Annotated in this window: 16 protein-coding genes and 3 tRNA genes; 10 read left to right on the forward strand and 9 right to left on the reverse strand. The window is 69.2% G+C overall.

Annotated features, from left to right (window positions below; translation table 11 throughout):
- Window positions 1-7: 7 nt before the first annotated feature.
- Both AC4D16_RS15580 and AC4D16_RS15585 read left to right on the forward strand, forming a co-directional pair.
- Entirely contained in the window at window positions 8-517 is a 510-nt protein-coding gene (locus tag AC4D16_RS15580) for a septum formation family protein (RefSeq protein WP_490955636.1), read from the forward strand.
- Between the two features lie 197 nt (window positions 518-714).
- Window positions 715-5223 (forward strand): ExeM/NucH family extracellular endonuclease, encoded by a 4509-nt coding sequence (locus AC4D16_RS15585; RefSeq protein ID WP_490955637.1) that lies wholly within the window; start codon window positions 715-717, stop codon window positions 5221-5223.
- Between the two features lie 114 nt (window positions 5224-5337).
- Here the strand turns inward: AC4D16_RS15585 and AC4D16_RS15590 are convergent, their stop codons facing one another.
- Window positions 5338-7290, reverse strand: a complete 1953-nt coding sequence (locus AC4D16_RS15590; RefSeq protein WP_490955638.1) for an FAD/NAD(P)-binding protein — start codon at window positions 7288-7290, stop codon at window positions 5338-5340.
- A gap of 110 nt (window positions 7291-7400) precedes the next feature.
- Between AC4D16_RS15590 and AC4D16_RS15595 the strand changes: the two genes are divergently transcribed.
- Both AC4D16_RS15595 and AC4D16_RS15600 read left to right on the forward strand, forming a co-directional pair.
- A complete protein-coding gene (locus AC4D16_RS15595; RefSeq protein ID WP_490955639.1) occupies window positions 7401-9488 on the forward strand; it encodes a prolyl oligopeptidase family serine peptidase in 2088 nt (695 codons plus the stop codon).
- A gap of 105 nt (window positions 9489-9593) precedes the next feature.
- Window positions 9594-9681 (forward strand) — tRNA-Ser (locus AC4D16_RS15600).
- An 88-nt stretch (window positions 9682-9769) separates the two neighbouring features.
- Here the strand turns inward: AC4D16_RS15600 and AC4D16_RS15605 are convergent.
- Window positions 9770-11884, reverse strand: a complete 2115-nt coding sequence (locus tag AC4D16_RS15605; protein WP_490955640.1) for a RecQ family ATP-dependent DNA helicase — start codon at window positions 11882-11884, stop codon at window positions 9770-9772.
- A gap of 50 nt (window positions 11885-11934) precedes the next feature.
- Between AC4D16_RS15605 and AC4D16_RS15610 the strand changes: the two genes are divergently transcribed.
- Complete coding sequence (locus tag AC4D16_RS15610) at window positions 11935-13386, forward strand: phosphomannomutase/phosphoglucomutase (protein ID WP_490950867.1); 1452 nt, start codon at window positions 11935-11937, stop codon at window positions 13384-13386.
- A 109-nt stretch (window positions 13387-13495) separates the two neighbouring features.
- On the opposite strand, the gene AC4D16_RS15615 is transcribed toward AC4D16_RS15610, so the two are convergent.
- Entirely contained in the window at window positions 13496-15373 is a 1878-nt protein-coding gene (locus AC4D16_RS15615; protein WP_490950868.1) for a phosphoenolpyruvate carboxykinase (GTP), read from the reverse strand.
- Between the two features lie 288 nt (window positions 15374-15661).
- Here AC4D16_RS15615 and AC4D16_RS15620 point away from each other — a divergent pair.
- Window positions 15662-15734 (forward strand) — tRNA-Arg (locus AC4D16_RS15620).
- Window positions 15735-15829: 95 nt separating this feature from the next.
- Complete coding sequence (locus tag AC4D16_RS15625) at window positions 15830-17248, forward strand: dihydrolipoyl dehydrogenase family protein (RefSeq protein WP_490955641.1); 1419 nt, start codon at window positions 15830-15832, stop codon at window positions 17246-17248.
- Between the two features lies 1 nt (window position 17249).
- Here the strand turns inward: AC4D16_RS15625 and AC4D16_RS15630 are convergent, their stop codons facing one another.
- The 4 genes from AC4D16_RS15630 to upp form a co-directional block, all read right to left on the reverse strand.
- On the reverse strand, window positions 17250-17786 hold the full coding sequence (locus AC4D16_RS15630) for a SixA phosphatase family protein (RefSeq protein WP_490950870.1): 537 nt from the start codon (window positions 17784-17786) through the stop codon (window positions 17250-17252).
- A gap of 87 nt (window positions 17787-17873) precedes the next feature.
- Complete coding sequence (locus tag AC4D16_RS15635; protein ID WP_490955642.1) at window positions 17874-18656, reverse strand: winged helix-turn-helix domain-containing protein; 783 nt, start codon at window positions 18654-18656, stop codon at window positions 17874-17876.
- A 395-nt stretch (window positions 18657-19051) separates the two neighbouring features.
- Complete coding sequence (locus AC4D16_RS15640; RefSeq protein ID WP_490955643.1) at window positions 19052-20392, reverse strand: APC family permease; 1341 nt, start codon at window positions 20390-20392, stop codon at window positions 19052-19054.
- Between the two features lie 122 nt (window positions 20393-20514).
- The gene (upp, locus tag AC4D16_RS15645) at window positions 20515-21150 is read right to left on the reverse strand and encodes a uracil phosphoribosyltransferase (RefSeq protein WP_490950873.1); all 636 of its coding nucleotides are present in this window, start codon (window positions 21148-21150) and stop codon (window positions 20515-20517) included.
- 23 nt (window positions 21151-21173) lie between these two features.
- Between upp and tadA the strand changes: the two genes are divergently transcribed.
- The 3 genes from tadA (at window position 21174) to AC4D16_RS15660 (ending at window position 22347) form a co-directional block, all read left to right on the forward strand.
- A complete protein-coding gene (gene tadA / locus AC4D16_RS15650) occupies window positions 21174-21668 on the forward strand; it encodes a tRNA adenosine(34) deaminase TadA (protein WP_490955644.1) in 495 nt (164 codons plus the stop codon).
- Between the two features lie 49 nt (window positions 21669-21717).
- Window positions 21718-22206 carry a pyridoxamine 5'-phosphate oxidase family protein gene (locus tag AC4D16_RS15655; RefSeq protein WP_490950875.1) on the forward strand — a complete coding sequence of 163 codons (489 nt, stop codon included), beginning with the start codon at window positions 21718-21720 and terminating at the stop codon, window positions 22204-22206.
- A 51-nt stretch (window positions 22207-22257) separates the two neighbouring features.
- A tRNA-Ser gene (locus AC4D16_RS15660) sits at window positions 22258-22347 on the forward strand.
- 179 nt (window positions 22348-22526) lie between these two features.
- On the opposite strand, the gene AC4D16_RS15665 is transcribed toward AC4D16_RS15660, so the two are convergent.
- Both AC4D16_RS15665 and AC4D16_RS15670 read right to left on the reverse strand, forming a co-directional pair.
- Window positions 22527-23867: a Y-family DNA polymerase gene (locus tag AC4D16_RS15665; RefSeq protein ID WP_490955645.1), complete on the reverse strand. Its 1341-nt coding sequence runs from the start codon at window positions 23865-23867 to the stop codon at window positions 22527-22529.
- Window positions 23860-24240, reverse strand: coding sequence for a LexA family protein (locus AC4D16_RS15670; RefSeq protein WP_490950906.1), 381 nt, complete (start codon window positions 24238-24240; stop codon window positions 23860-23862). Before AC4D16_RS15670 ends, AC4D16_RS15665 begins: the two co-directional genes overlap by 8 nt.
- Window positions 24241-24247 lie beyond the last annotated feature (7 nt).

The raw sequence follows: 24247 nt of genomic DNA on the forward strand, positions 1-24247 counted from the left end.
GGACACCATGACCAGGCGACACCAGCGGAACGCCGTGACCCGGCGCGCGACGGCGGCTTCGGCCTGCGCCGCCCTCGCTCTGCTCACGGGCTGCAGCCTCTTGCCCTCCCAGGGGCCCGAACGCGACGCCGACGGCGCCGTCACCGCTGAGGAGGAGACGGACGCCTTCTCCGTGAAGGTGGGCGACTGCATCGATGATCCGGGCACCTCCGACGTCACCGACATCACGGTGCTCCCCTGCGACGAACCGCACGTCTTCGAGGCGATCGCCAGAACCGAGATGCCCGACGGCGACTACCCCGGCGAGGCCGCCGCCTCCACGGCGGCCACCGAGTTCTGCAGTGCCGAGTTCCGGAACTTCGTCGGGATGGACTTCGAATCCTCCGTGCTCGAACTGCTCTACTTCTACCCGGTCGAGGAGAGCTGGAACAGCGCCGACGACCGCGAGATCCTGTGCTTCGTCGCGGAGGAGGACGAGGCGCCGTCCACCGGCACGCTCAAGGGCGCCAACCGCTGACCGTACGCCCTTCCACCCGTCGGGGGCTCCCGTGTTCTGGTAACCCGCCGTTCACTGGAGTCTGGTTTGCTTCTCCCGGGGATCGCACTGTCACCTGCGTCACATAAGGTGCACAGTGCCACCACGCCCTCCCATCGACGGGTCGGCGGGTACCACTCGCGGCCGCACAGTGGCCACAGTCAAGGAGAACACCACGAATGAGTAATTCGTCCTGGAAGGGAGCGCTCGGTGCGGCGCTGTCGGTAGGGCTGATCGCCTCACCGATCTTCGCACTACCCGCCACGGCGGTGGAGACCCCACCGGCCACGACGTCCGTCACGGGAGACGACGTCATCATCAACGAAGCCTACGTCACCGGCGGCACCGTGGGCACGCCGCTCCGCAACAAGTACGTGGAGCTGTACAACCCGTCCGACGCCCCGGTCAGCCTCGACGGCTGGTCGCTGCAGTACCGGTCGGCGACCGGGACCGCTGCACCGAACAGCGTCTCCGCGCTCAGTGGCACCATCCCTGCGAAGGGATACTTCCTGGTGCAGGGCGGCAGCAACGCCGCCAACGGGGCGCCCCTGCCCACCGCGGACGTCGTCGCCGGAGCCTTCAACCCGGGCGCAGGCGGAGGCGTGATCGTCCTGTCCGACCAGGCAGCGAATGTGGGAGTCCTTCCCGTCGGCAGCGCCGCGGACGCCCCCGGCGTCGTCGACCTGCTCGGTTACGGCAACGCCACGACGTTCGAGGGCGCCGCCGCAACCGCTCCGGGCGGCGGCAGCGTCCTCTCGGCAGCCCGTACGGGCTTCGCCGACACCGACGTCAACGCAGCCGACTTCACCCTCCAGGCGACCTCGCCCACGAACAGCGCGGGCGGCACGACGCCGACCCCGACCCCTCCTCCCACCCCCACGCCGCCCCCGACACCCGGGGCCGTCACGCCGATCCGGGACATCCAGGGCACGGCGGCCACCACGCCGCTGGCCGGGCAGACCGTCACCACGCGCGGCAAGGTCACCGCGGCCTACCCCACCGGCGGATTCCAGGGCTTCTACATCCAGACCCCCGGCACGTCCGCCACGGCGGGCCAGACGGCGTCCGACGCCATCTTCGTCTTCTCGGCATCGACCGTGGCGTCCGTCGCCATCGGTGACCACGTCGAGGTGACCGGGACCGCAGGGGAGTTCTTCGGTCTCACCCAGCTCACCGTCCCGGCGGGCGGAACCGTCGAGCTCACCGAGCCGGCGGAGGAGGTCAAGGCCTCCGAGATCCCGCTGCCCGCGACCGACGCCGCCCGTGAGGGTGTGGAGGGCATGCTCTTCCAGCCCGCGGACTCCTTCACCGTCTCGGACAACTACACGCTCAACCAGTACGGCGAGGTCACCCTGGCTGCCGGCACCGAACGCCTGCTCCAGCCGACCGACGTCGCGCGTCCCGGCACCGCGGAGTACGCGGCGGTCGTCGCCGACAACGCAGCACGCGGCGTCCGGCTCGACGACGGCGCCTCGACGAACTTCTTCACCGGGGCGAACCGCAACAAGGTGCTGCCCTACCTCACGCCGACGCAGCCCGTGCGGGTCGGCTACTCCGCCGACTTCGTCTCGCCGGTGGTCCTCGACTACCGCAACAGCGCCTGGAAGTTCCAGCCGCTCTCCGAGCTGAACGGCTCCGCCCCCGACGGCGTGCAGCCCGTGCAGTTCGCCGGCGAGCGCCCAGCGGCGCCGGACGAGGTGGGCGGCAGCGTGAAGCTCGCCTCCTTCAACGTGCTGAACTACTTCGCGACCACGGGCGAGGACCTGACGGGTTGCACCTACTTCACGGACCGCGCGGGCACGCCCATCACGGTCAACGGCGGGTGCGGCGCCCGCGGGGCAGCCACGCGTGAGAGCTTCGAGCGCCAGGAGGCCAAGATCGTGGCCGCCATCAACGCGCTCGATGCCGACGTCGTCACCCTCATGGAGATCGAGAACTCGGCGAAGTTCGGCAAGGACCGCGACGCCGCGCTCGCCGTCCTCGTGGAGGCACTCAACGAGAAGGCACCCGGCACCTGGGACTACGTCCGCTCCCCCGCAGCCGTTCCCGCCATCGAGGACGAGGACTTCATCCGCACGGCCCTGATCTACAAGAAGGCCGTCGCGGAGCCGGTCGGCGAATCCGTCATCCTCAACGACGACGTCGCGTTCTCGAACGCACGCAAGCCGCTGGCGCAGGCCTTCAAGCCCGTCGGAGGCACGGAGGGCGAGACCTTCGTGGCGATCGTCAACCACTTCAAGTCGAAGGGCTCCGGTCCGAGCTCGGGGCCGAACGTCGACTCCGGCGACGGCCAGGGCGCGTGGAACGCAGCCCGTGTGACGCAGGCAGAGGCGCTCGTCGCCTTCGCGGAGACCCAGAAGGAGGCGACCGGCACGGACAAGGTGTTCCTCACCGGTGACTTCAACTCGTACACGCAGGAGGACCCCATGCAGGTCCTCTACGAAGCCGGTTACGTGAACCAGGGCGTGAAGGACGAGAGCTACTCCTACGTGTTCTCGGGCCTCAGCGGTTCGCTCGACCACATCCTCGCATCACCCTCGGCGGACGCCACGGTGACCGGGGTGGACACCTGGAACATCAACTCGGTGGAGTCGGTGGCCCTGGAGTACAGCCGCTTCAACAACAACGTCACCGACTACTACGCGGCCGACCCCTACCGTGCGAGCGACCACGATCCGGTGATCGTGGGGCTCGACCTGGTTCCGGCGGACACCACCGCGGAGGTCAACCTCCTCAACATCAACGACTTCCACGGCCGCATCGACGCCAACACGGTGAAGTTCGCCGGCACGGTGGAGCAGTTGCGCGCGGAGGGCGGCGAGGGCAGGACGGCTCTGCTGTCCGCCGGTGACAACATCGGCGCCTCGCTCTTCGCCTCCTCGCTGCAGGACGACGAGCCCACGCTCGACGTCCTCAATGCCCTGGAGCTGCGCGCCTCGGCCGTGGGCAACCACGAGTTCGACAAGGGCTTCGCCGACCTCGCCGGCCGCGTGAGCGAGTCGGCGGACTTCCCCTACCTCGGAGCGAACGTCTACGAGAAAGGCACCTCGGAGCCCGCGCTCGAGGAGTACTCCGTCATCACGGTCGACGGCATCGACGTCGCCGTGATCGGTGTCGTCACCCAGGAGACGGCATCGCTCGTCAGCCCCGGCGGTATCGCGAACGTCGACTTCGGCGATCCCGTCGCGGCCGTCAACCGCGTTGCCGAGGAGATCGCGGACCAGGATCTCGCCGACGTCATCGTCGCCGAGTACCACGAGGGCGCCGGCGACGGCGTCGTCGAGGGTGCAACCATCGAGCAGGAGATCGCGGCCGGCGGAGCGTTCGCGCGGATCGTCACCGAGACCACTCCGTTGGTCGACGCCATCTTCACCGGGCACACGCACAAGCAGTACGCGTGGGACGCTCCCATCCCGGGAGCGGCCGGAGAGACCAGGCCTGTCCTCCAGACCGGGTCCTACGGCGAGTTCATCGGGCAGATCGTCCTGACCGTGGACACCACCACGGGCGACGTCGAGTCCTACACGGCACGGAACGTCGCGCGGACCACCGTCGCCGATGCCACCCTCGTGAGCACCTACCCGCGTGTCGCGGCGGTCAAGACCATCGTCGACGCCGCCCTGGCGCAGGCGGCCGTCATCGGCAACCAGCCGGTCGGCTCGGTCACGCAGGACATCACCACCGCCTTCACCGGCACCGCTCGCGACGACCGCACGAGCGAGTCCACCCTCGGCAACCTCGTGGCCGACTCGCTCCGCTCGAGCCTGGCCCCGGCCGAGCGCGGCGGCGCGCAGATCGGCGTCGTCAACCCGGGAGGGCTCCGCAACGAGCTCTACTTCGCTCCCGACGGAACCGTCACCTTCGCCGAGGCGAATGCGGTGCTGCCGTTCGTGAACGATCTCTGGACCACCACCCTGACCGGTGCCGAGTTCAGGACCATGCTCGAGCAGCAGTGGCAGCCGGACGGCAGCTCGCGGGCCTTCCTGGCTCTCGGCCTGTCGGACAACGTGAGCTTCACCTACGACCCCACGCTCGCCCGGGGCTCGAGGATCACGTCCGTCACCATCGACGGAGCGCCGCTCGACCCGGCGAAGGACTACCGGATCGGTACGTTCAGCTTCCTGGCCCAGGGCGGCGACAACTTCACGGTCTTCCGTGAAGGCGCCGACACCCGTGAGTCGGGCCTGGTGGACCGTGACGCGTGGATCGACTACATCCGCGCCAACAGTCCGCTCTCGCCGTCCTTCGATCGACGCGGCGTGCAGGTCCAGGGCGCCCCGAGCACCGTGAAGGCGGGTACGGCTGTCTCCTTCACCGTGTCCAAGCTCGACCTCACCTCGCTCGGTAGCCCGGTCAACAGCACGCTCGCTGCGAGCTTCGTCGCAGCGGACGGCACGGCCACCCCGCTCGGGACGGTCGCGGTCTCCGGTGGCAGCGCGACGGTCGAGGTAACCATCCCGGCAAAGGCCGGCGGACAGGGAAGCATCGTCCTGACCGCCGCGCCGAGCGGAACGACGGTCACCCTGCCCGTCACCGTGGAACCCGTGGTGGCGCCCGAGGTGCCCACCCAGCCGGGCAAGCCCGAGAAGCCGGAGAAGCCCGTCAAGCCGGTCAAGCCCGAGAAGCCCGTCAAGCCGATCAAGCCGGAGAAGCCCGTGAAGCCGGGTAAGCCGGGCGACTCCGCCTGATCCGATCGACCCCGACCTCACGGTCGGGCTGCACCACGGAAGGGACCCCCACCGCATCGGTGGGGGTCCCTTCCGTTCGTCACGGGCACTGCGGGTCCGGGCGTCGAAGGAGGGTCAGGTACGGCCCATCGGGGCGGTGATCGCCGTCGCGATGGCATCGGCGTCGAGCAGGGTGCGTCCGCCCGCTTCCAGATCCGCGCCCGACTCGGCCGCGATCGCCGTACCCCACTGCACCGAGGAGAGCTGGAGGCCGATCACGAAGAGGGAGTCCAGTGCGTGCCCGGAACCGTCGATCGCGCGGTAGGGCGGTGGAGTCACGTCGAGACCTGCCGAGGCTTCCGGGGCTCCGCCCTCGGACACCGTCATCCTCGGGCGCACGAGACCCCGCTCCACGAGCGATGCGAGGAGAGGGGATCGCGTGGTCGCGACGCGGTTGGCCGGCATCATCGCCTCGACGAGGTACTGGGCCGTGAAGGAATCATCCTTCACCCAGGGGGACGATGCCCGGAACAGCGCGTCATCGGGATCGAAGCCGAAGGTGGGGTTCGGCCCGACGAAGCGCACCACTCCCGCCCGTACTAGGGCCGCCAGCTGGGCGATCCGCAGTGGAGGGGGTCCACTGGCCAGACCCTCGACGAGCGGCTCGAACCAACCGCGCAGCTCGGACTTCCACGACGCGTCGGAGATGCCGCCGTCCGACACGACCTGCTTGACCACGGACCGGCCCGCGTTCAGCGCCCCGATGGCCATCTTCAGCGGATCCTCCTCCCCGCGGGCCGAGCCTGCGGCGTCCGCCTCGAGGTAGCCCAGCACGGCCGAGGTGAAGGCCTCCCCGCCCGCGAAGTGCCTCCCGGCGAAGGGCTGAGCCAGGGCCTCGACGTCGAGGCGGTGCGCGTCGGGCACGTGGCGGCCGACCACGACGGACACCTCGTCCTCCCAGGCGGTGGACCGCTCCGACAGAGCGGCATCGAGTTCCTCGAGGAAACGGTCGGGTGCCCCGATGGGCATCTCGTCTGCACCTGTAGCTGCTCCGTCGCTGCGGCACAGCGTCGAGTAGTAGGCCCAGAGGACGTCGCGATGCAGCAGCGGCCACAGGTCGTGGTCGAAGCCGAGTTGGATCCCGCTCGTGCGGAGACCGAGGACGGCCGCAGGCGTGCAGAACCGGAGCCGCACGCTGCGCGGAACGTAGGTATCGATGGCGGCCTTGGCACGGTACGGGACCCCGCGACGCGACGCCGCGACGAGCCGCGGCTCCTTCCCCGACGGGCTGTACTCGAGCCGCCCGTCCTCACGCTGCGTGAACGCACCGCCGCGCCCCTCCGTGAGCTGGATCATCGCGTCGAAGAAGTTGAGCCCGAGCCCCCGGATCAGCACGGTCTTGCCGGCCGGCACCCGGCGCCAGTCGACGTCGGCGGGCACCGCGGGCGGCCAGTACTGCAGTCCGTGCCGCGCCGAGGCGTCCTGCAGTCTCCCCTGCTCCGGCGTGAGCGCCGCGGGGAGGTGCCCCAGCGCCAGCACGACGTCGTCGACCTCGAGGCCGCTGCCGTCGTCGAGACTGATCCGCCACCGGCGGGGACCGAGCGCGTGGAGGTCGACGGCCTCGTGCCGATGGTGCACCACGCGGGTGCCCACGGGCGCCGTCCGCACTGCCTCCGCGAAGACCCACGCGAGGTAGCGCCCGTACAGCGCCCTGCTCGGGAAACCGCTCGAGGTGAGGCGTGCACACTCCTCGAGGTCGTCGTCGGGCGCACTGATGAGGCCGTTCACCACGCGTAGGCGCCACTCGTCGAACGCGACGCCGACGGGCGAGGGTGCCACCCGCTGCCCGGCTCTGCCGACCGGAACCACCGTGGGGTAGAGGCAGGGCGTGTTCATGAGGAAGAGGCGCGACTGCCCGGTGCGCCAGACGTGACCGGGGCCGGGTTCGTACGGGTCGATCACGTGGATCGTCAGGGGCGGCGCCGCGTCCCCGAGCTCGAGGGCCCGGGCGATCAGGCGTTCCACCACGGAGGTGCCGCGGGGTCCTGCGCCGATGACGGCCACCTGCTGCGGCTCCTGGGTTCCCACGGACCAAGAGTATCCAACGCCTGTCGGCGTTCCCTCACCTGGGCGGCTCACCGCTCGAGGCCGGCCGGTGACCCGCCGCCCGTACCCGGACGCCTGCATAGGATGGGCGCATGACGGACACGACGGACACCCCGACGACGACGGACGACCCCTTCCTGTGGCTCGAGGACATCTACGGGGACAGGCAGCTCGACTGGGTGCGCCGGGAGAACGCGCTGACGGAGAACGTGCTGGTGACCCCCGAGTTCGAGGCCGGTGAGCAGCGCATCCTCGACGTGCTGGACTCCACGGACCGCATTCCCATGGTGGGCAAGCACGGGAACCACTACTACAACTTCTGGCGCGACGCCGAGCACCGGCAGGGCGTCTGGCGCCGCACCTCCTGGGACAGCTACCGCTCCGACGATCCCGACTGGGAACTGCTGCTCGACCTCGACGCCCTGAGCGCCGAGGAGCACACGGAGTGGGTCTGGGCCGGCGCGCTCTTCCTCCGGCCGGCCGAGGGTGCACCCCACGAACGCGTCCTCGTGGTCCTCTCGCCGGACGGCGGCGATGCGCACCGGTATCGCGAGTTCGACCTCGGGACACTCGCGTTCGTGGAGGGCGGGTTCGATCTCCCGACGGCGAAGAGCCGCGTCAGTTGGGCCGGACGGGACACCCTCTTCGTGGCGACCGACGTGGGGCCGGAGTCCATGACCTCGAGCTCGTACCCGCGCACCGTGCGGACGCTCCACAGGGGCGGGAACCTGACCGACGCCGAGCAGTGCTTCGAGGTCGACGAGAACCACATGGTGGCGCTGGTGATGCACGATCCGACGCCCGGGTTCGAGCGGGACATCGCCGTCGACACGATCGATTTCTACACGCGCCGCACCTACGTGCGGCGGGACGACGACTGGCGCCTCATCGAGGTGCCCGAGGACGCGAGCGTGTCCCTGCACCGTGAATGGCTCGTGATCCGCCCGCGGACGGACTGGACGGTCGGCGGCTCGACCCACGAGGCCGGCTCCCTGCTGGTGGTCCGGTTCGAGGAGTTCCTCATCGGTGGGTCGCCGCTCGTGGCGGTGTTCACCCCCGACGAGGCGACCTCGCTGCAGTCCTGGAGCTGGACCCGCGACTTCCTCCTGCTGAACCTGCTCCACGACGTCTCCTCGGAGATCCGCATCCTCGACCCGGCCCGCGACTGGCACGCCGCGACGCTCGACGCCTGCCCGCCCCTCCACTCGGTCGACGCCTACGCGGTGGACGACGAGGACGAGGTGGACGGCAACGACTACTGGCTCGTCGCCACGGGGTTCCTGACGCCCTCCACCCTCTACCGCGGCACGATCGGCGGGACGCACGGCACCGTGAAGTCCTCGCCGTCGTTCTTCGACGAGTCCCGCTTCAGCGTGGAGCAGCACTTCGCCGTCTCCCTGGACGGCACGCGTGTGCCCTACTTCCAGGTCGCGTCCACCGAGCTCACGCTCGACGGCGGCAACCCCACGCTGCTCTCCGGTTACGGCGGCTTCGAACACGCGATGACACCCGCCTACAGCGGCGTGATCGGGCGGGGCTGGCTGGAACGCAGCACCGACGACGAACGGCACGGCGTGTACGTGCTCGCGAACATCCGAGGGGGCGGTGAGTACGGCCCGCGCTGGCATCACGCCGCGCTCCACGCGAACCGGCATCGCGCGTACGAGGACTTCGCGGCCATCGCCGAGGATCTCGTACGGCGGGGCGTCACCTCACCGGCGTTGCTCGGCTGCACCGGGCGCAGCAACGGAGGCCTGCTGGTGGGCAACATGCTGACCACCTACCCCCACCTCTTCGGGGCGATCTCCTGCGGGGTGCCCCTGCTCGACATGCGGCGCTACACGAAGCTCTCCGCCGGGTTCTCGTGGATCGCGGAGTACGGCGACCCGGACAGGCCGGAGGAATGGGAGTACGTGCGGACGTTCTCGCCGTACCACCTCCTTCGGGACGGCGTCACCTATCCGAAGACCCTCATCTGGACGGCCACCAGTGACGACCGCGTGGGTCCGGTCCAGGCCCGCAAGATGGCCGCGCTGATGAAGGAGCGGGGGATCGACGACGTCTGGTTCCACGAGGCGCTCGAGGGCGGCCACGCGGGGGCAGCCGACAACCGCCAGGCTGCCCGGATGCATGCGATGAGCTTCGAGTTCCTGTGGCGTGCGCTCACCGGATCCCTGTGATCGACGGCGGCGCGAAGCACCGATCGTGGCGCCTCGCAGGGCCTCACAGCGTTTTGCTCTTGCCGTCATTCACCGGGTAGCCTTGCACAGCTAGCGATAGCCGATGGAGACGTGCCAGAGCGGCCGAATGGGCTTCACTGCTAATGAAGTGTGGGCCTAAAGCCTACCGGGGGTTCAAATCCCCCCGTCTCCGCATCGAGGGGCCCCAGGAATGGGGCCCCTTTTCGTTGCCGTTCGCCCCAGTCGAAGGACCTTCTCCCCCGAGCGCCCCCTCGCGGAGGTCAGGCCTTCAACGCGAGGGCGAACGGCAGCACTCCGGAGGCCCCCGCCACCCGCAGCGCGCGCCCGGCCTCGGTGATGGTCCAGCGGCTGTCGGCGAAGTCGTCCACGAGCAGCACCGGCCCGGGATTGGCCGCGAACCAGGCCGCTCCCTCCTCCGGGACACCGAAGTGGTCCCACACCTGGGCGAGGCGGAACGCGCTGTTGCCGCCGGGCTGACCCTGCGGGTAGCCGTTCGGCGTGGTCAGTCGGCCGAGATAGGGGATGCGCCCGACGTCGGCGAGCGCCTGCGCGAGGGACGTGATCAGTTCCGGGCGTCGACGCGAGGGCACACTCACCACGGCCACCGGGCGCTCGTCCCAGCCCCACTGCGCCAGTACGCGCACCACCGCTTCGATGACGGCGGGATCCAGCGGAGCATCGGGCGTGGCGTCGGACATCAGCTCCCGCAATCTGTTGCCCCATCCGAGGTCCGTCAGACGTGCGAGCGCGCGCCCGGGAAGGCTCACCTCGCCGGGCTTCAGCTTCCCCTTGAGCGCCACTCCGAGCTTGTCCATGCCCGACGGCCACTGGCCACGCGGCTCGAGCTCGACGCCGACGCGGCTCAGGGCCTGGTTGGCGGAGTCCGAGGCCTCGTGGGCCACGTCGTCGGAGTACCAGGGCCCGGCGCAGTTGTCACAGCGTCCGCAGGGCGTCGCCGCAGGATCGTCCAGGGAGCGGGAGAGGAATTCCATGCGGCAGGAGGTCGTGTTCTCGTAGTCGAGCATGGACTTCTGCTCGACGACCCGCGCCTCGCTGATGCGGCGGTAGCGATCGGCGTCGTAGGTCCAGGGCGTACCGGTGCTCTCCCAGCCGCCCGTCACCTTGCGGACCGCACCGTCGACGTCGAGCACCTTCAGCAGCAACTCGAGGGGCGACCGCTTGAGGTTCACGCGTGTCTCCAACGCGGGCGTCGAGAGGACCACTCCCGGCTCCAGGGCCTCGAGCACGCGGAGCGCGGCGTCCTCCGAGGGCATGGAGGCGGTGGCGAAGTACTCCCAGATGTCGCGGTCCTCGGCGCCGGGCAGCAGCAGCACGTCCGCATTCGGCGTTCCGCGGCCCGCGCGGCCCACCTGCTGGTAGTACGCGACCGGCGAGGACGGTGCGCCGAGGTGCACCACGAAGCCGAGATCGGGCTTGTCGAAGCCCATGCCGAGGGCGCTCGTGGCGACGAGCGCCTTCACCTCGTTGTTCTTCAGCGCCATCTCCGCCGCCTCGCGATCCGCCGGATCGGTGCGTCCGGTGTAGGCCCGGACCGCGTGCCCGTTCTCCCGCAGCAGCCGCGCGGTGTCCTCGGCGGCGGAGACGGTCAGGGCGTAGATGATGCCGCTCCCCGGCAGATCCGTGAGGTGCGTGAGCAGCCAGGCGAGGCGCGACCGCGGACTCGGCAGCCGGAGGACGCCGAGCCGCAACGACTTCCGCGCCAGCTCCCCACGCAGGGTGAAGACGTCCGTGCCGCCCGCCCCGAGCTGCTCCTCGACGTCCTTCACCACGCGTGAGTTGGCGGTCGCCGTGGTCGCCAGGACCGGGACGCCCTGGGGCAGGCCCATGATCAGTTCCCGGAGGCGCCGGTAGTCGGGGCGGAAGTCGTGTCCCCAGTCCGAGATGCAGTGCGCCTCGTCGATGACGAGCAGGCCGGTGCGCCGCATGAGCTCCGGGAGGTACAGCTCCCGGAAGGACGGGTTGTTCAGGCGTTCCGGCGAGACGAGCAGCACGTCCACCTCGTCGGCCTGGAGCTTCGCGATGATGTCCTGCCACTCGGTCTGGTTGGCCGAGTTGATGGCTTCCGCCCGGACGCCCGCGCGCGCGGCTGCCGCCACCTGGTCCCGCATGAGGGCCAGCAGCGGCGAGACGATCAGGGTGGGCCCGGCGCCGCGAGCCCTGAGCAGGAGGCTCGCGACGAAGTACACCGCGGACTTACCCCACCCGGTGCGCTGCACGACGAGCGCCCGCCGGCCACCCTCGACGAGGGCCTCGATGGCTTCGAACTGACCGTCGTGGAACCGGGCGTCCTTCGACCCCACCAGCGTGTGGAGGATCTCGGCGGCCTGCTCGTTGAGTGTGGTGGTGGGTGACATGCCTCCAGTCTCCCAGCCCCCTCCCCCAGTCGGCCGGGTTGGGGGAGGCTATGTGGGAAACGGGTGCCGGAAGGCCAGCCGATACACTTCCAGACGTGAATACACCCTTCGATCTCTCAGCATCCTTCAAGGCCTATGACGTGCGCGGCATCGTCGGCGAGACCATCACCGTGGACTCGGTGCGCGCTGTCGGGGCGGCCTTCGTGGACTCCCTGGGGCTCGCGGGCGAGACTATCCTGGTCGGCGGCGACATGCGTCCGTCGTCGCCGGAGTTCTCGAAGTCCTTCTCCGAGGGAGCCACCCTCCGCGGGGCCAACGTCCTGTTCCTCGACCTCATCTCCACCGACGAGCTGTACTACGCGAGCGGCACGCTGGACGCGGCCGGCGTGACGTTCACCGCCAGCCACAACCCCGCCCAGTACAACGGGATGAAGATGACCCGTCCCGGCGCCGTCCCGGTCTCGTCCGAGACCGGACTCAAGGACGTGCAGGAGCGTGCGGAGCGCTACCTCGACGACGGCACCATCCCGGCCGTGGACGTCCAGGGCACCACCAGCGTGCGCGACGTCCTCGAGGAGTACGCGCGCTTCCTCCGCGCACAGGTGGACCTCTCGGGGACCCGCCCCCTGAAGGTCGTGGTCGACGCCGGCAACGGCATGGCGGGCCTCACCACTCCCGCGGTGCTCGGCGACAAGCTGCTGCCCGCCCTGCCGTTCGACATCGTGCCCCTCTACTTCGAGCTCGACGGCTCCTTCCCCAACCATCCCGCCAACCCGCTGGAGCCGGAGAACCTGCTCGACCTGCAGGCCGCCGTCGTCGAGCACGGCGCTGACATCGGGATCGCGTTCGACGGTGACGCCGACCGCTGCTTCATCATCGACGAGCGCGGCGAGCCGGTCTCGCCGAGCGCCATCACGGCGATGGTGGCGCGCCGCGAGATCGCCCGCGCGCAGGCCGCTGGTGAGGCCGAGCCCGTGATCATCCACAACCTGATCACCTCACGCGCGGTGCCGGAACTGATCAGGAACGACGGCGGCCGCCCGGTCCGCACGCGCGTAGGACACTCCTTCATCAAGGCCGTGATGGCCGAGGAGGGCGCGGTGTTCGGCGGGGAGCACTCGGCGCACTACTACTTCCGCGACTTCTGGAACGCGGACACCGGCATGCTCGCGGCCATGCACGTCCTCGCGGCGCTCGGCGAGCAGGACGGCCCGCTGTCGGAGCTCGGCCGTGAGTACGAGCCCTACTTCTCCTCGGGCGAGGTCAACTCGAAGGTCGTGGACCTGCAGGCGTCGATCGCCCGGGCCCGCACCGAGTTCGAGCAGGACGGCGTGGTGGTGGACGACCTCGACGGTCTCACCTTCACCCCCGCGCACGGGAACTGGTGGTTCAACCTCCGCCCCTCGAACACCGAGCCGTACCTCCGGCTGAACGCGGAGGCCGTGGACCCTCAGACACTCGAGGACCTCGTGCAGCGCGTCCTCGCCGTCATCCGCGACTGACGGACCGCACCGGCACGCCCAGCACCGCGGCACGACGGCGGCGCGGCGACGGTACTCCCCCAGACGAAAGGCCCCTTCCTCATGGAAGGGGCCTTTCGTGTGCGGCATGTCAGGCGTTGCTGAAGCGCACCTTCAACTCGTCGAGCTGGCCCCGGAGCTCCTCGGGTAGGGAATCCCCGAAGCGCCCGTACCACTGCTCGATCCCTTCGAGCTCCTCGGCCCACTCGACGGCGTCGACGTGCACGGCGGCCTCGACCTCCGCCGGCGTCATGTCGAGGCCGCTGAGGTCCAGGGCGTCCCCCGTGGGGACGTAACCGATGGGCGTCTCGACGGCGTCGGCCGTTCCCTCGAGGCGCTCGATGACCCATTTCAGGACGCGCGAGTTGTCCCCGAAGCCGGGCCAGGCGAAACCGCCGGTCGCCGTGCGGCGGAACCAGTTGACCAGGAAGATCTGCGGCAGGCGCGCCTGGTCGGCCCCGGCGCTGAGGGTGAGCCAGTGACGTAGGTAGTCACCGGCGTCGTACCCGATGAACGGCAGCATGGCCATGGGGTCGCGGCGCACGCGACCCACCTCGCCCGCCGCGGCCGCGGTGGTCTCGGAGGACAACGTGGACCCCATGAAGATGCCGTTGGCCCAGGTGCGTGACTGCGTGACCAGGGGAACGGTCGTCTTCCGACGCCCGCCGAACAGGATGGCGGAGAGTTCCACGCCGTCGGGCCGGTTGAACTCCTCGGCGAGCATGTCGATCTGGTCGATCGGCGTGCAGAAGCGTGCGTTCGGGTGCGCGGCCGTATGGTCCATGTCCGGTGTCCAGTCCCGGCCCTGCCAGTCGGTGAGGTGCGCGGGCACCTCCTCGGTCATGCCCTCCCACCACACCCCGCCGTCGTCGGTGAGTGCGACGTTCGTGAAGACGGAGTTGCCCTTGGCGATGGCGCGCATGGCATTCGGGTTGGTGTGCCAGCCCGTTCCGGGCGCGACGCCGAAGAGGCCGGCCTCCGGATTGACGGCACGGAGCTCGCCCTCCTTGCCGAAGCGCATCCAGGTGATGTCGTCGCCCAGGGTCTCGACCTTCCAGCCGTCGATCGTGGGGTCGAGGAGCGCGAGGTTGGTCTTGCCGCAGGCCGAGGGGAAGGCCGCGGAGAGGTAGTAGGTCTTGTCCTGGGGCGAGGTGAGCTTGAGGATCAGCATGTGCTCAGCCAGCCAGCCCTCGTCGCGCGCCATGACGGAGGCGATCCGCAGCGCGTAGCACTTCTTGCCCAGCAGGGCGTTGCCGCCGTAGCCGGAGCCGTAGGACCAGATGGACCGCTCCTCGGGGAAGTGCACGATCCACTTCTCCTCGTTGCAGGGCCAGGGGACGTCCGCCTCGCCGTCCGCGAGCGGTGCCCCGAGCGAGTGCAGCGCCGGCACGAAGGGGGCGTCCAGCTCGGTCATGCGGTCGAGGACGGCCGTGCCGATGGTCGCCATGATCCGCATCGACGTCACCACGTAGGCGCTGTCCGTGATCTCCACGCCGAACTTCGGGTCCTCGGCGTCGAGGTGGCCCATGACGAACGGGATGACGTACATGGTGCGTCCGCGCATGGCACCCGAGAAGAGGCCCGTGAGCTTGGTCTTCATCTCCGCCGGGTCCATCCAGTTGTTGGTGAAGCCGGCCTCGCGCTCGTCCTGCGAGCAGATGAAGGTCTGCTCCTCGACCCGCGCGACGTCCTTCGGGTCGGAGAACGCCGCGAAGGAGTTCGGGAACGTCTCGGGATTCAGCCGGACGAAGGTCCCCGCCTCGACCAGTTCGTCACACAGCCTGGCGTTCTCGGTCGCCGAACCATCCACCCAGACGACGGCGGCGGGCTGTGTCAGCTCCTGCACTTCGTGTACCCAGGCCAGCAGTGCGGCGTGCGTCGTCGGCGCGGCACCAGGGCCGGCGGACCCCGGAACGGCGTTCGAACGCTGGCTGTCGGACTGGTCAAGCCGGTGCACGGCATCGCCCATTGGTCTTCCCTTCGTCGGGTGCTCGGTGTGCTCCGATGCTAGGGCTGGCGTGTTTCAGGCAAGGGGCCGGAGCCGAGACATGGGTGGGTACAGTGGCACGTCGGCCCGCCATCGCAGGGATGTCGAGCGCTTACGTTCAAGGTTCGAGTGACGAAGGTCACGTAGACCGGTCTAGTTCTCACGGAGCGCAGTACTGATTAGGCGTCATCCGGATTCCACGCTAAAGTTGTCTACGGCCAATCAGCCACCCTGCAGCACCGATTCCTCGTGGATCACACACCTGCACTCGCGTGCGTAGCTCAACGGATAGAGCATCTGACTACGGATCAGAAGGTTGGGGGTTCGAATCCCTTCGCGCGCACTCCTGAATAGACACATGAACAAACGAAGAGGCCCCGACTCCGATCGGGGCCTCTTCGCTTGTCCCGGAGCCCCCCCGGGTGCAAGGCTCGCCTCATGAGCGAACCGAAGATCGTGGACGTCGTGGTGATCGGAGCCGGCGCAGTCGGCGAGAACGTGGCGGGGCGCGTGGTCCAGAAGGGCCTGAGCGCGGTCCTGGTCGAATCCGACCTCGTAGGCGGCGAATGCTCCTACTGGGCCTGCATGCCCTCGAAGGCCCTCCTCCGCCCGGGCACCGTCCTCAACGCCGCCCGCTCGGTCGCCGGCGCCCGCGAGGCCGTCACCGGCACGCTCGACGCGTCGCAGGTGCTCGACAGGCGTACCTCCTTCACCTCGGACTGGGACGACTCCTCGCAGGAGGAGTGGGTCGCCTCGGCCGGGATCACCCTCGAGCGCGGCTGGGCCACGGTGACGGGTGAGCGCGAGGTGACCATCACGCACGACGACGAGTCCACGACCGTCTACCGCGCGTCCCATGCGGTGGTCCTGGCGACGGGCTCCACCCCGACCGTCCCGCCGATCGACGGCCTGACCGACCTCGACCACTGGACCACGCGTGAAGCGACCTCGGCGAAGTCCGTTCCCGCGAGCCTCGCCGTGCTCGGCGGAGGTGTGGCCGGCGTGGAACTCGCACAGGCCTACGCCCGGCTGGGTTCGGAGGTCACCGTCATCGCCCGCAGTGGCATCCTCGGCGGCTACCCGAAGGAAGCCTCCGACCTCGTGCTCGGCGCGCTCCGCGGGGAGGGCATCACCCTCCTGACCGACACCGCCACGCACCGCGTCCGCAAGGAGTCCGACATGTTCGTCCTCGACGTGGGCGACGGCTTGACGGTCACCGCCGAGAAGCTGCTGGTCTCCACCGGCCGGCACCCGCACACCACCGGCCTCGGACTCGAGGACCTCGGGCTCGATCCGAAGAAGCTGACCCCCGACGACACCGGTCGCGTGCCGGACAGCGGCGGATGGCTGTACCTCGTGGGCGACGCCGGCGGCCGCGTGCAACTGACCCACCAGGGCAAGTACGAGGCGCGGATGACGGGCGACGCGATCGCCGCTCGCGCCCACGGACTCCTCGGCGACGACGCCGCTCCCTGGAGCCCCTACACGGCGACGGCCGACCACGCAGCGGTGCCGCAGGTGGTCTTCACCGACCCGGAGATCGCGATGGTGGGCCGCACGCTCGAGCAGGCGCACAAGGACGGCGTGAACGCGTCCGAGACCTCGCTCGCCATCGCCGTCGCCGGGTCCGCCCTGCACTCGGACGACTACGAGGGCTGGGCCCAGATGGTCGTGGACGAGGACCGGAAGGTGATCATCGGCGTCACGTTCGCCGGACCCGAGGTCTCGGAGATGCTGCATGCCGCGACCATCGCCGTCGTGGGCGAGGTGCCGCTGGACCGCCTGTGGCACGCGGTCCCCGCCTACCCCACCGTCAGCGAGATCTGGCTGAGGCTGCTCGAGAAGTACGGGATGTGACTCAGCGCAGGGTGGAGGCCCGCCGGACCACGAAGTCGGTGACGTCGGCGTCCCGTCCGTCGAGCTCCGCCCAGTCGCCGTCGAACGTCATGACCGTGAGGCCCGACGTCGGGTAGTCCGTGGCGAGGTCCATGACCGCGCGCTCGCTGGACCGGACGGAGGCGAGACGCATGGCCAGTTCCTGGACGCCCGGGTTGTGGGCGATCACGAGGAGACTCGTGACGGTGGGCGGCACGTGGTTGATGAGGCTCAGAATCTCGGCGGGCCGGGCGGCGTAGAGCTCGTCCTCGAGTTTCGGTGTGGGCGCCTTGTCCCCGAGCTCCTTGCAGACCCAGGTGCAGGTCTGCCTCGTGCGCAGAGCCGTGGACACCAGGATGAAGTCCGGGACGGAATCGTGCTCGAGCATCCACCGCCCCACGAGGGGGGCATCAGCATGGCCGCGGGAGCTGAGCGAGCGCTCGTGGTCCGGCACGCCGTCCTGGAACTCGGCCTTCGCATGGCGCAGCAGCATGAGCGTCTTGAGGTGAGCGGAGGGCATCCCCGAAGTATAGGTCTGCAGTGTGCCGGAGCGCCGTCCCGGCCGGACCCGACGCCGCGCGGGCCACACCGAGCGCGAGATCGAGCGCTAGATCGAGTACTCGGGAGCTGCCCAGACGACGACCTCGGGGTGATCGTAGAACCTGTACCCCTGCCCGCGCACGGTCCGGACGGTGTTGGCGAGCCGGCCGAGCTTGGAGCGCAGGCGCCGGATGTGCACGTCGATGGTGCGCTCGTTCGGCACCTCCTCCGCGTTCCGCCAGAGTCCGCTGAGCAGTTCCTCGCGGCCCACCGTGCGGGTGGCGTTCTCCACGAGGTAGTTGAGGAGTTCGAACTCCTTGAAGGTCAGGTTCAGGCTCTCGCCGTCCAGGTGCACCTCACGGCGCGAGAGATCGATCAGCACGCCCGTGGGGCGCGGCGGCTGCGCCTGCGGAGCTGCCGCGGCGTCCGAGCGCGTGCGCCGGGCGACGGTGGGATCACCGAGCGCTGCCCGGACGACGTCGATGTCGGAGCCCGGCGCGTCCGCGGGCGCGAGGGCGACGGCCGCGTGGCTCTCCGCCGTCGGCACGAGGGAGCGCACGTAGGAGCGGACGTCCTGTGCGAGCTTGGCGAACGTCGTGCCGGCAGCGGCCGCCGTCGCCTCGTCGAGGGCGACGTAGAGCACGAAGCCGCGCGCCGTGGTGTCACCCGTGACGGCCTGGGGACCCGGGACGCCGTTCGGCGTGACCACCGGCACGGGCGGGGTCATCGCGGCATCCGCGCCCTGAACCGACTGCAGCCGGGCGGCCGCAGCCGAGGGGAAACGCTGGTGCGCGGGGCGGTTCGCAGCGGAACGGAGCGAGATATGGACGTAGCCCGGATTTACTGACATGAGATCAACCTCGAGAAGTGTGCCGTCATCACGGCTCGAATGCGGGTGTGCCCGGTCGGGATGAAGAGGGATGCCCGCCGTCGGGCTTGAGGTGCGTGGTACCGGTTGGGGTATGGCCGCTACGCGTGCATTCGATAGCAGCAGCGTCCAGGAGCGGACACAAGGTCCGAGGTGGGAGCAGCCACTGCAGATGCGAGTGAGTTGATGGTCACGGGGGAATTATTGCACGTAACAATCGATCGGTCGAAGTAACAAAGACCGGCCCTCCTGTATAGCCGCTGGTCAGCAGGCTGCACGTACGCAGAAGGGCGGCGCCGATCGGCCTCCACGGGGTTCCCGCTGCCGATCACGCGCCGCCCTCCCGCACCGCGGTGGTCGTCCGGATGCGCCGTCCGCTACTCGGCGCTGACGCGGTCCTCGTGCTTCCGTCGGGCGCGGGCGCAGACGAACAGGATGGAACCGACGGCGATGTAGGCGAGCCCGCCCAGCCACACGACGAAGCTCTGCTGCGCGAGCAGGGCGATGCTGGCGATCGTCGCGAGGATCGGCACGATCCGCGGCACGGAGAAGTGTGAATGCTCCACCGTGTCCTTCTTGAGGACCAGAACGCTGAAGTTGGCGGAGATGAACACGAGCAGCAGCAGGAGCACCGTGGTCTCGGCGAGCGTGCCGACGTCCCCGATGAAGGAGAGCCCGATGGTGAGCGCGGCGACGACGATGATGGACACGTACGGGGTGCGGCGGGTGGGGAGCACCCGGGCGAACGCCTGCGGGAGCAGACCCGCCTCCGCGAGGCCGTAACCCACACGGCTGGCCATGATCATGAACAGCAGGGCGCCGTTGGCGATCGCGACGAGCGCGATCAGGCTGAAGATCCACGGGGGCAGCCCCACGCCGCTGGCGTTGACGACATCCAGCAGCGGGCCGGAGGAGGTGGCGAGATCTGCCGGCGGCAGCACGATCACGGCGCCGACCGCGATGAGGATGTACACGACGGCAGCTGTGCCGATGGCCCCGAAGAGGGCACGCGGGTACGCCTTCGACGGGTTCTTGACCTCCTCGGCCATGTTGGCCGCGGCCTCGAATCCGAGGAACGAGAAGAAGGCGATCACGGAGGCGGCGAAGGCCCCCTGGAGCGCGGGGACCTCGGGGGCGAACTCGAGAAGTCGCGACGGCTCCCCGTTGCCACTGGTGAAGACGACGGCGGCCACCGCGATCACGATCACGAGGCCCGTCACCTCGATGACGGAGGCCACGAGGTTGGCCCCGAGCGATTCCTTCACCCCACGGAGGTTGATCAGCGTCAGCATGATGATGAAGACGGCCGCCGCCGGGGCGGCGGGGACGTCGATGAGGGCCGCGAGGTAGTCCCCCGCGAAGGCGTTGGCGAGAGCGGCCGCCGTCGTGATGCCCGAGGCCATCATGAGGAACCCGACCAGGAAGGAGAGGTAGGGGACCTTGAAGGCCCGCTCGGCGTACCGGGCCGCCCCGCCTGCGTGCGGGTACTTGGTGATGAGCTCGCAGTAAGTTCCCGCGGTGAGGAGCGCGACGACGAGCGCGATCAGCAGCGGCAGCCAGATCACGCCACCGACGTCGGCCGCCATGGCGCCCACCAGCGTGTAGATGCCCGCTCCAAGGGTGTCGCCCACGATGAAGGCGAACAGCAGGGGCGCGCCGACCGCCCGCTTCAGGCCACTGTTCGTGGCGGAGGCTTGAGTACCCGTGTCGTTGGTCATCGCACCATTTGAGCCGTGATCGGAACGTGATGCAAGAAACCGGGGACCGGAAGTGCTTCGTTGTCCTGCGGGTGGGCCCGTGGGGGACGCGCCACCCCGGCTCCCGCGCGGCAGCGGCGGTATTAGCCGACGACGCCGTACAGGCGGTCCCCGGCATCGCCCAGGCCCGGCACGATGTAGGACTTCTCGTTGAGCTTCTCGTCGATGGATGCCAGCACGATGGTGACATTGCGGCCGTCGAGTTCCTCCTGCAGGGTGGCCAGACCCTCGGGCGCGGCCAGCAGGCAGATGCAGGTGATGTCCGCCGCCCCGCGGGCGAAGAGGAACTTGATGGCTTCGCGCAGGGTGCCGCCGGTGGCCAGCATCGGGTCGAGCACGAAGACCTGGCGGCCCGTGAGGTCGTCCGGCAGCCGCTCGGCGTAGGTGATCGCCTCGAGGGTCTCCTCGTTGCGGGCCATACCGAGGAAACCGACCTCGGCGGTGGGTACCAGACGGGTCATGCCCTCGAGCATGCCGAGGCCGGCCCGGAGGATGGGGACCACGAGCGGGGTGGGCTTCACGAGGCCCACCCCCTCGGTGGACGTCACCGGGGTCTCGATCGAGACGGTCTCCACCCGGACATCCCGGGTGGCCTCGTAGGCGAGGAGGGTGACGAGCTCCTCGGTGAGGAGGCGGAACACCGGCGAGGACGTGTTCTTGTCCCTCAGAACCGTGAGTTTGTGGGCTACCAGGGGGTGATCGACGACCAGTACACGCATGGGCCAAAAGTACCATTGGACCCATGACCGCCTCCCTCCCCTCCGTGGATCCCGAGCACTGGACGTGGATGGGCGCAGCACTCGACGCGGCCGCGCGCACGGCCACGAGCGCGGACGTGCCGATCGGCGCCGTCGTCGTCGGGCCCGGTGGTTCCGTGCTCGGGACGGGGTGGAACCGGCGCGAGGAACTGGGGGACCCGACCGCGCACGCAGAGGTCGTGGCGATCAGGGCCGCCGCCGCCCGAACCGGTGCGTGGCGGCTCGAGGGGTGCACCCTCGTGGTCACGCTCGAACCGTGCGCCATGTGTGCGGGGGCCTCCGTGCTCGCGCGCATCCCGCGCGTGGTGTTCGGGGCGTGGGACGCGAAGGCCGGGGCGTCCGGTTCCGTGTTCGACGTGCTGCGCGAACCCCGGCTCAACCACTGGACCGAAGTGTTCCCGGGCGTCCGCGAGGACGAATGCGCGGCGCTCCTCAAGGGGTTCTTCGCGGCGCAGCGGTCCGGTTCCGCACCCGCGTGATGGTGCGTAGGCTGAGGGAATCCGCAGCAGCCCCGATCAAGGAGTAGACGTGGCAGACCAGCAGGACGGCTTGAAGGAAGTCCAGGACATCCTGGGGAAGACCGACATCGCGATCCTCACCACGGTGAGCCTCGAGGGCACGCTGGTCAGCAGGCCGCTGGCCCTGCACGGCAAGGACTTCGACGGCGACCTCTGGTTCTTCACCGAGGACCCCTCCCCCAAGGCCGACGAGATCCGCGCAAACCCCCAGGTGAACGTCTCGGCCAGCACGGGCAAGGGCTACGTGTCCATCGCCGGCACGGCCACGCTGACCAAGGACCAGGCGAAGATCGACGAGCTGTGGGGGCCGAGCGTGTCCGCATGGTTCGAGAACGGCCGTGACGACCCCGCCGTCGCCCTCATCCACGTGGACGCCGACACCGCTGAGTACTGGTCCATGGACGCGCCCCGCGTGGTCTCCGCGGTCAAGATGGTCAAGGGCCTCGTGACGGGTACGAAGCCGAGTTCGGGCAAGAACGAGGTCATCGACCTCCCCTGACGGGAGCCCGTTTTGGGACTCGGGCGCCGCAGCCGGTAAAGTAACGGCGTTGGTGACGTGTCCGAGCGGCCGAAGGTGCAACACTCGAAATGTTGTTTGGTGTAAAAGCCAACGTGGGTTCAAATCCCACCGTCACCGCCAGCGAGAGCCCCCGGGAGACCGGGGGCTCTCTGCATTCCCGGGGACTTCGTGGTGCATCTGTGGTGCATACTCCGAAGGTGCACGGGCACGCCGGGCTGTCCGTCACTCGTCCCTCTCGCCCTCGGAGTTGACGACGGAATACCTCTGGGCCGCACCGCACTCCGTACGGGATCGGCTGCTCAAGCTTTGACGACCGGGAGATCCGCCCACGTGGTCGTGTAGTGGGGCGAGAGCATGTCGCGCTTCATCGTCCAGTCCGAGCCTGCTTTGAGGCCTCCGTGCCCCAGACCGATGGCTGAGCGCCCGAATCTCTGGCCGATCTCGTGGAGGAGCGGACCTGTGTCCTTGCCGCCGGAGCTGCTTGACCCCGACCCGGAGTCGCTGCCCCATCCCGGCTCGACGTTCAGGAGCGTGTCCTGGGTGCCGACTGGCTGGAGGTCGGTGATGATGACGCCGGCGCGGTTGTAGGAGACGCCTTCTTCGATGAGTGGCAGGAGTGTGTGCGCGGCCCGGGTGAGTTCGAGCGGGTCCGAGGTGTGCGCCGGTAAGGGGATGCAGATGCTGGGCGAGCTCCTGGTGCCGGTGCTGAACGGCGAGGTGCCCGCGAATGCGGTGAGCACTCGTCCCTGGAGCTCCTTGCGCGCCAGACGCGACGCAGCGCCCTGGGCATAGACGCTCAACGCCTGCCGCATGGCATCCAGGGTGTCGACCGGATGCGCGAAGGACCGGGAGAACATGACCTGCTCGTTGCCGGTGGAGGCATTCGAGGTGATGCACGGCGTGCCCTGCAGCTCCAGCACGGTGCGCATCAGCACGACCGAGAACTTCTTCCGGATCAGGACCGGATCGGCTGCGCTCAGGTCCCACGCCGAGTCGATTCCCAGCGCGTTGAGGCGTGCGGCGTTCCTGGTTCCGACACCCCAGATGTCGGTGACTTTCAGCCTGCGCAGGAGCGCTTCACGCTGATCTGCTGGTACGAGCTGCCAGTGGCAGACGCCATCGAACCGGGTGTTGCCCTTCGCCCACCGGTTGGCGAGCTTCGCGAGGGTCTTGGTGGGTGCGATGCCCACGCACACGGGAAGCCCGGTATTGCGTTGCACGGTCGCCTTGATGGTCCTGCCGGTGGTGTATTGCCCCTGGTGATCGCCGCCGAGGGTCAGGAACGCCTCGTCGATGCTGTAGATCTCGAGGGTGGTGGTGTGCCGGCCGAGGAGCTCCATGACGCGGGCACTCATGTCCCCGTACAGCTCGTAATTGCTGGACCTGGCCTGCACCCCCGACGCCTTGGCCTGCTCGACGTTCTGGAACCACGGTGCACCCATCGGGATGCCCAGGGCCTTCGCCTCGGCGCTGCGCGTGATCACGCACCCGTCATTGTTGGACAGCACCACCAAGGGCTTCCCCTCCAGGGACGGGTCGAAGGCCCGCTCGGAGGAGACGTAGAAGTTGTTGACGTCGACCAGGGCCACGCTCGAGCTCGTGGGAGCAGGACGGCGGACTGGTGATTCCGGCTCAGACATGGTGCAGGCACCTGGTCGCCACTCCCCAGATGACCAGGCTCTCCGGATCCGGCACAGGGATGACCGGGTAGGCGTCGCCGGCCGCGATCAGTGTGACGGCGCTCGGGAGGTCTGAACCGGGAGCAGGGCTCGTGACGCGTAACCGCCGGATGATGAGTTCGCCGTCGAGGACAGCGATGACCACGGATCCGTCCTTGGGCTGCAGGGCCCGGTCGACGATCAGCTCGTCGCCATCGGAGATGCCTGCGCCGTCCATCGCGTGACCTGCGACCCGCACGATGTAGGTGCTGGTGACGTCGGGGATGAGATGTCGGTTCAGGTCGATCCGGTTCTCGAACCAGTCCTGGGCGGGAGATGCGAACCCCGACGGCATGAGTTCC

The sequence above is a fragment of the Arthrobacter sp. TJ-236 genome (genome assembly GCF_058269235.1).

Excerpts from the sequence above, each read along its gene's own strand:
- AC4D16_RS15580 (WP_490955636.1), top strand. The coding sequence starts at position 8 with ATGACCAGGCGACACCAGCGGAACGCCGTGACCCGGCGCGCGACGGCG.
- AC4D16_RS15585 (WP_490955637.1), top strand. The coding sequence starts at position 715 with ATGAGTAATTCGTCCTGGAAGGGAGCGCTCGGTGCGGCGCTGTCGGTA.
- AC4D16_RS15595 (WP_490955639.1), top strand. The coding sequence starts at position 7,401 with ATGACGGACACGACGGACACCCCGACGACGACGGACGACCCCTTCCTG.
- AC4D16_RS15605 (WP_490955640.1), bottom strand. The coding sequence starts at position 11,884 with ATGTCACCCACCACCACACTCAACGAGCAGGCCGCCGAGATCCTCCAC.
- AC4D16_RS15610 (WP_490950867.1), top strand. The coding sequence starts at position 11,935 with ATGTGGGAAACGGGTGCCGGAAGGCCAGCCGATACACTTCCAGACGTG.
- AC4D16_RS15615 (WP_490950868.1), bottom strand. The coding sequence starts at position 15,373 with ATGGGCGATGCCGTGCACCGGCTTGACCAGTCCGACAGCCAGCGTTCG.
- AC4D16_RS15625 (WP_490955641.1), top strand. The coding sequence starts at position 15,830 with ATGAGCGAACCGAAGATCGTGGACGTCGTGGTGATCGGAGCCGGCGCA.
- AC4D16_RS15630 (WP_490950870.1), bottom strand. The coding sequence starts at position 17,786 with ATGCCCTCCGCTCACCTCAAGACGCTCATGCTGCTGCGCCATGCGAAG.
- AC4D16_RS15635 (WP_490955642.1), bottom strand. The coding sequence starts at position 18,656 with ATGTCAGTAAATCCGGGCTACGTCCATATCTCGCTCCGTTCCGCTGCG.
- AC4D16_RS15640 (WP_490955643.1), bottom strand. The coding sequence starts at position 20,392 with ATGACCAACGACACGGGTACTCAAGCCTCCGCCACGAACAGTGGCCTG.
- upp (WP_490950873.1), bottom strand. The coding sequence starts at position 21,150 with ATGCGTGTACTGGTCGTCGATCACCCCCTGGTAGCCCACAAACTCACG.
- tadA (WP_490955644.1), top strand. The coding sequence starts at position 21,174 with ATGACCGCCTCCCTCCCCTCCGTGGATCCCGAGCACTGGACGTGGATG.
- AC4D16_RS15665 (WP_490955645.1), bottom strand. The coding sequence starts at position 23,867 with ATGTCTGAGCCGGAATCACCAGTCCGCCGTCCTGCTCCCACGAGCTCG.
- AC4D16_RS15670 (WP_490950906.1), bottom strand. The coding sequence starts at position 24,240 with ATGCCGTCGGGGTTCGCATCTCCCGCCCAGGACTGGTTCGAGAACCGG.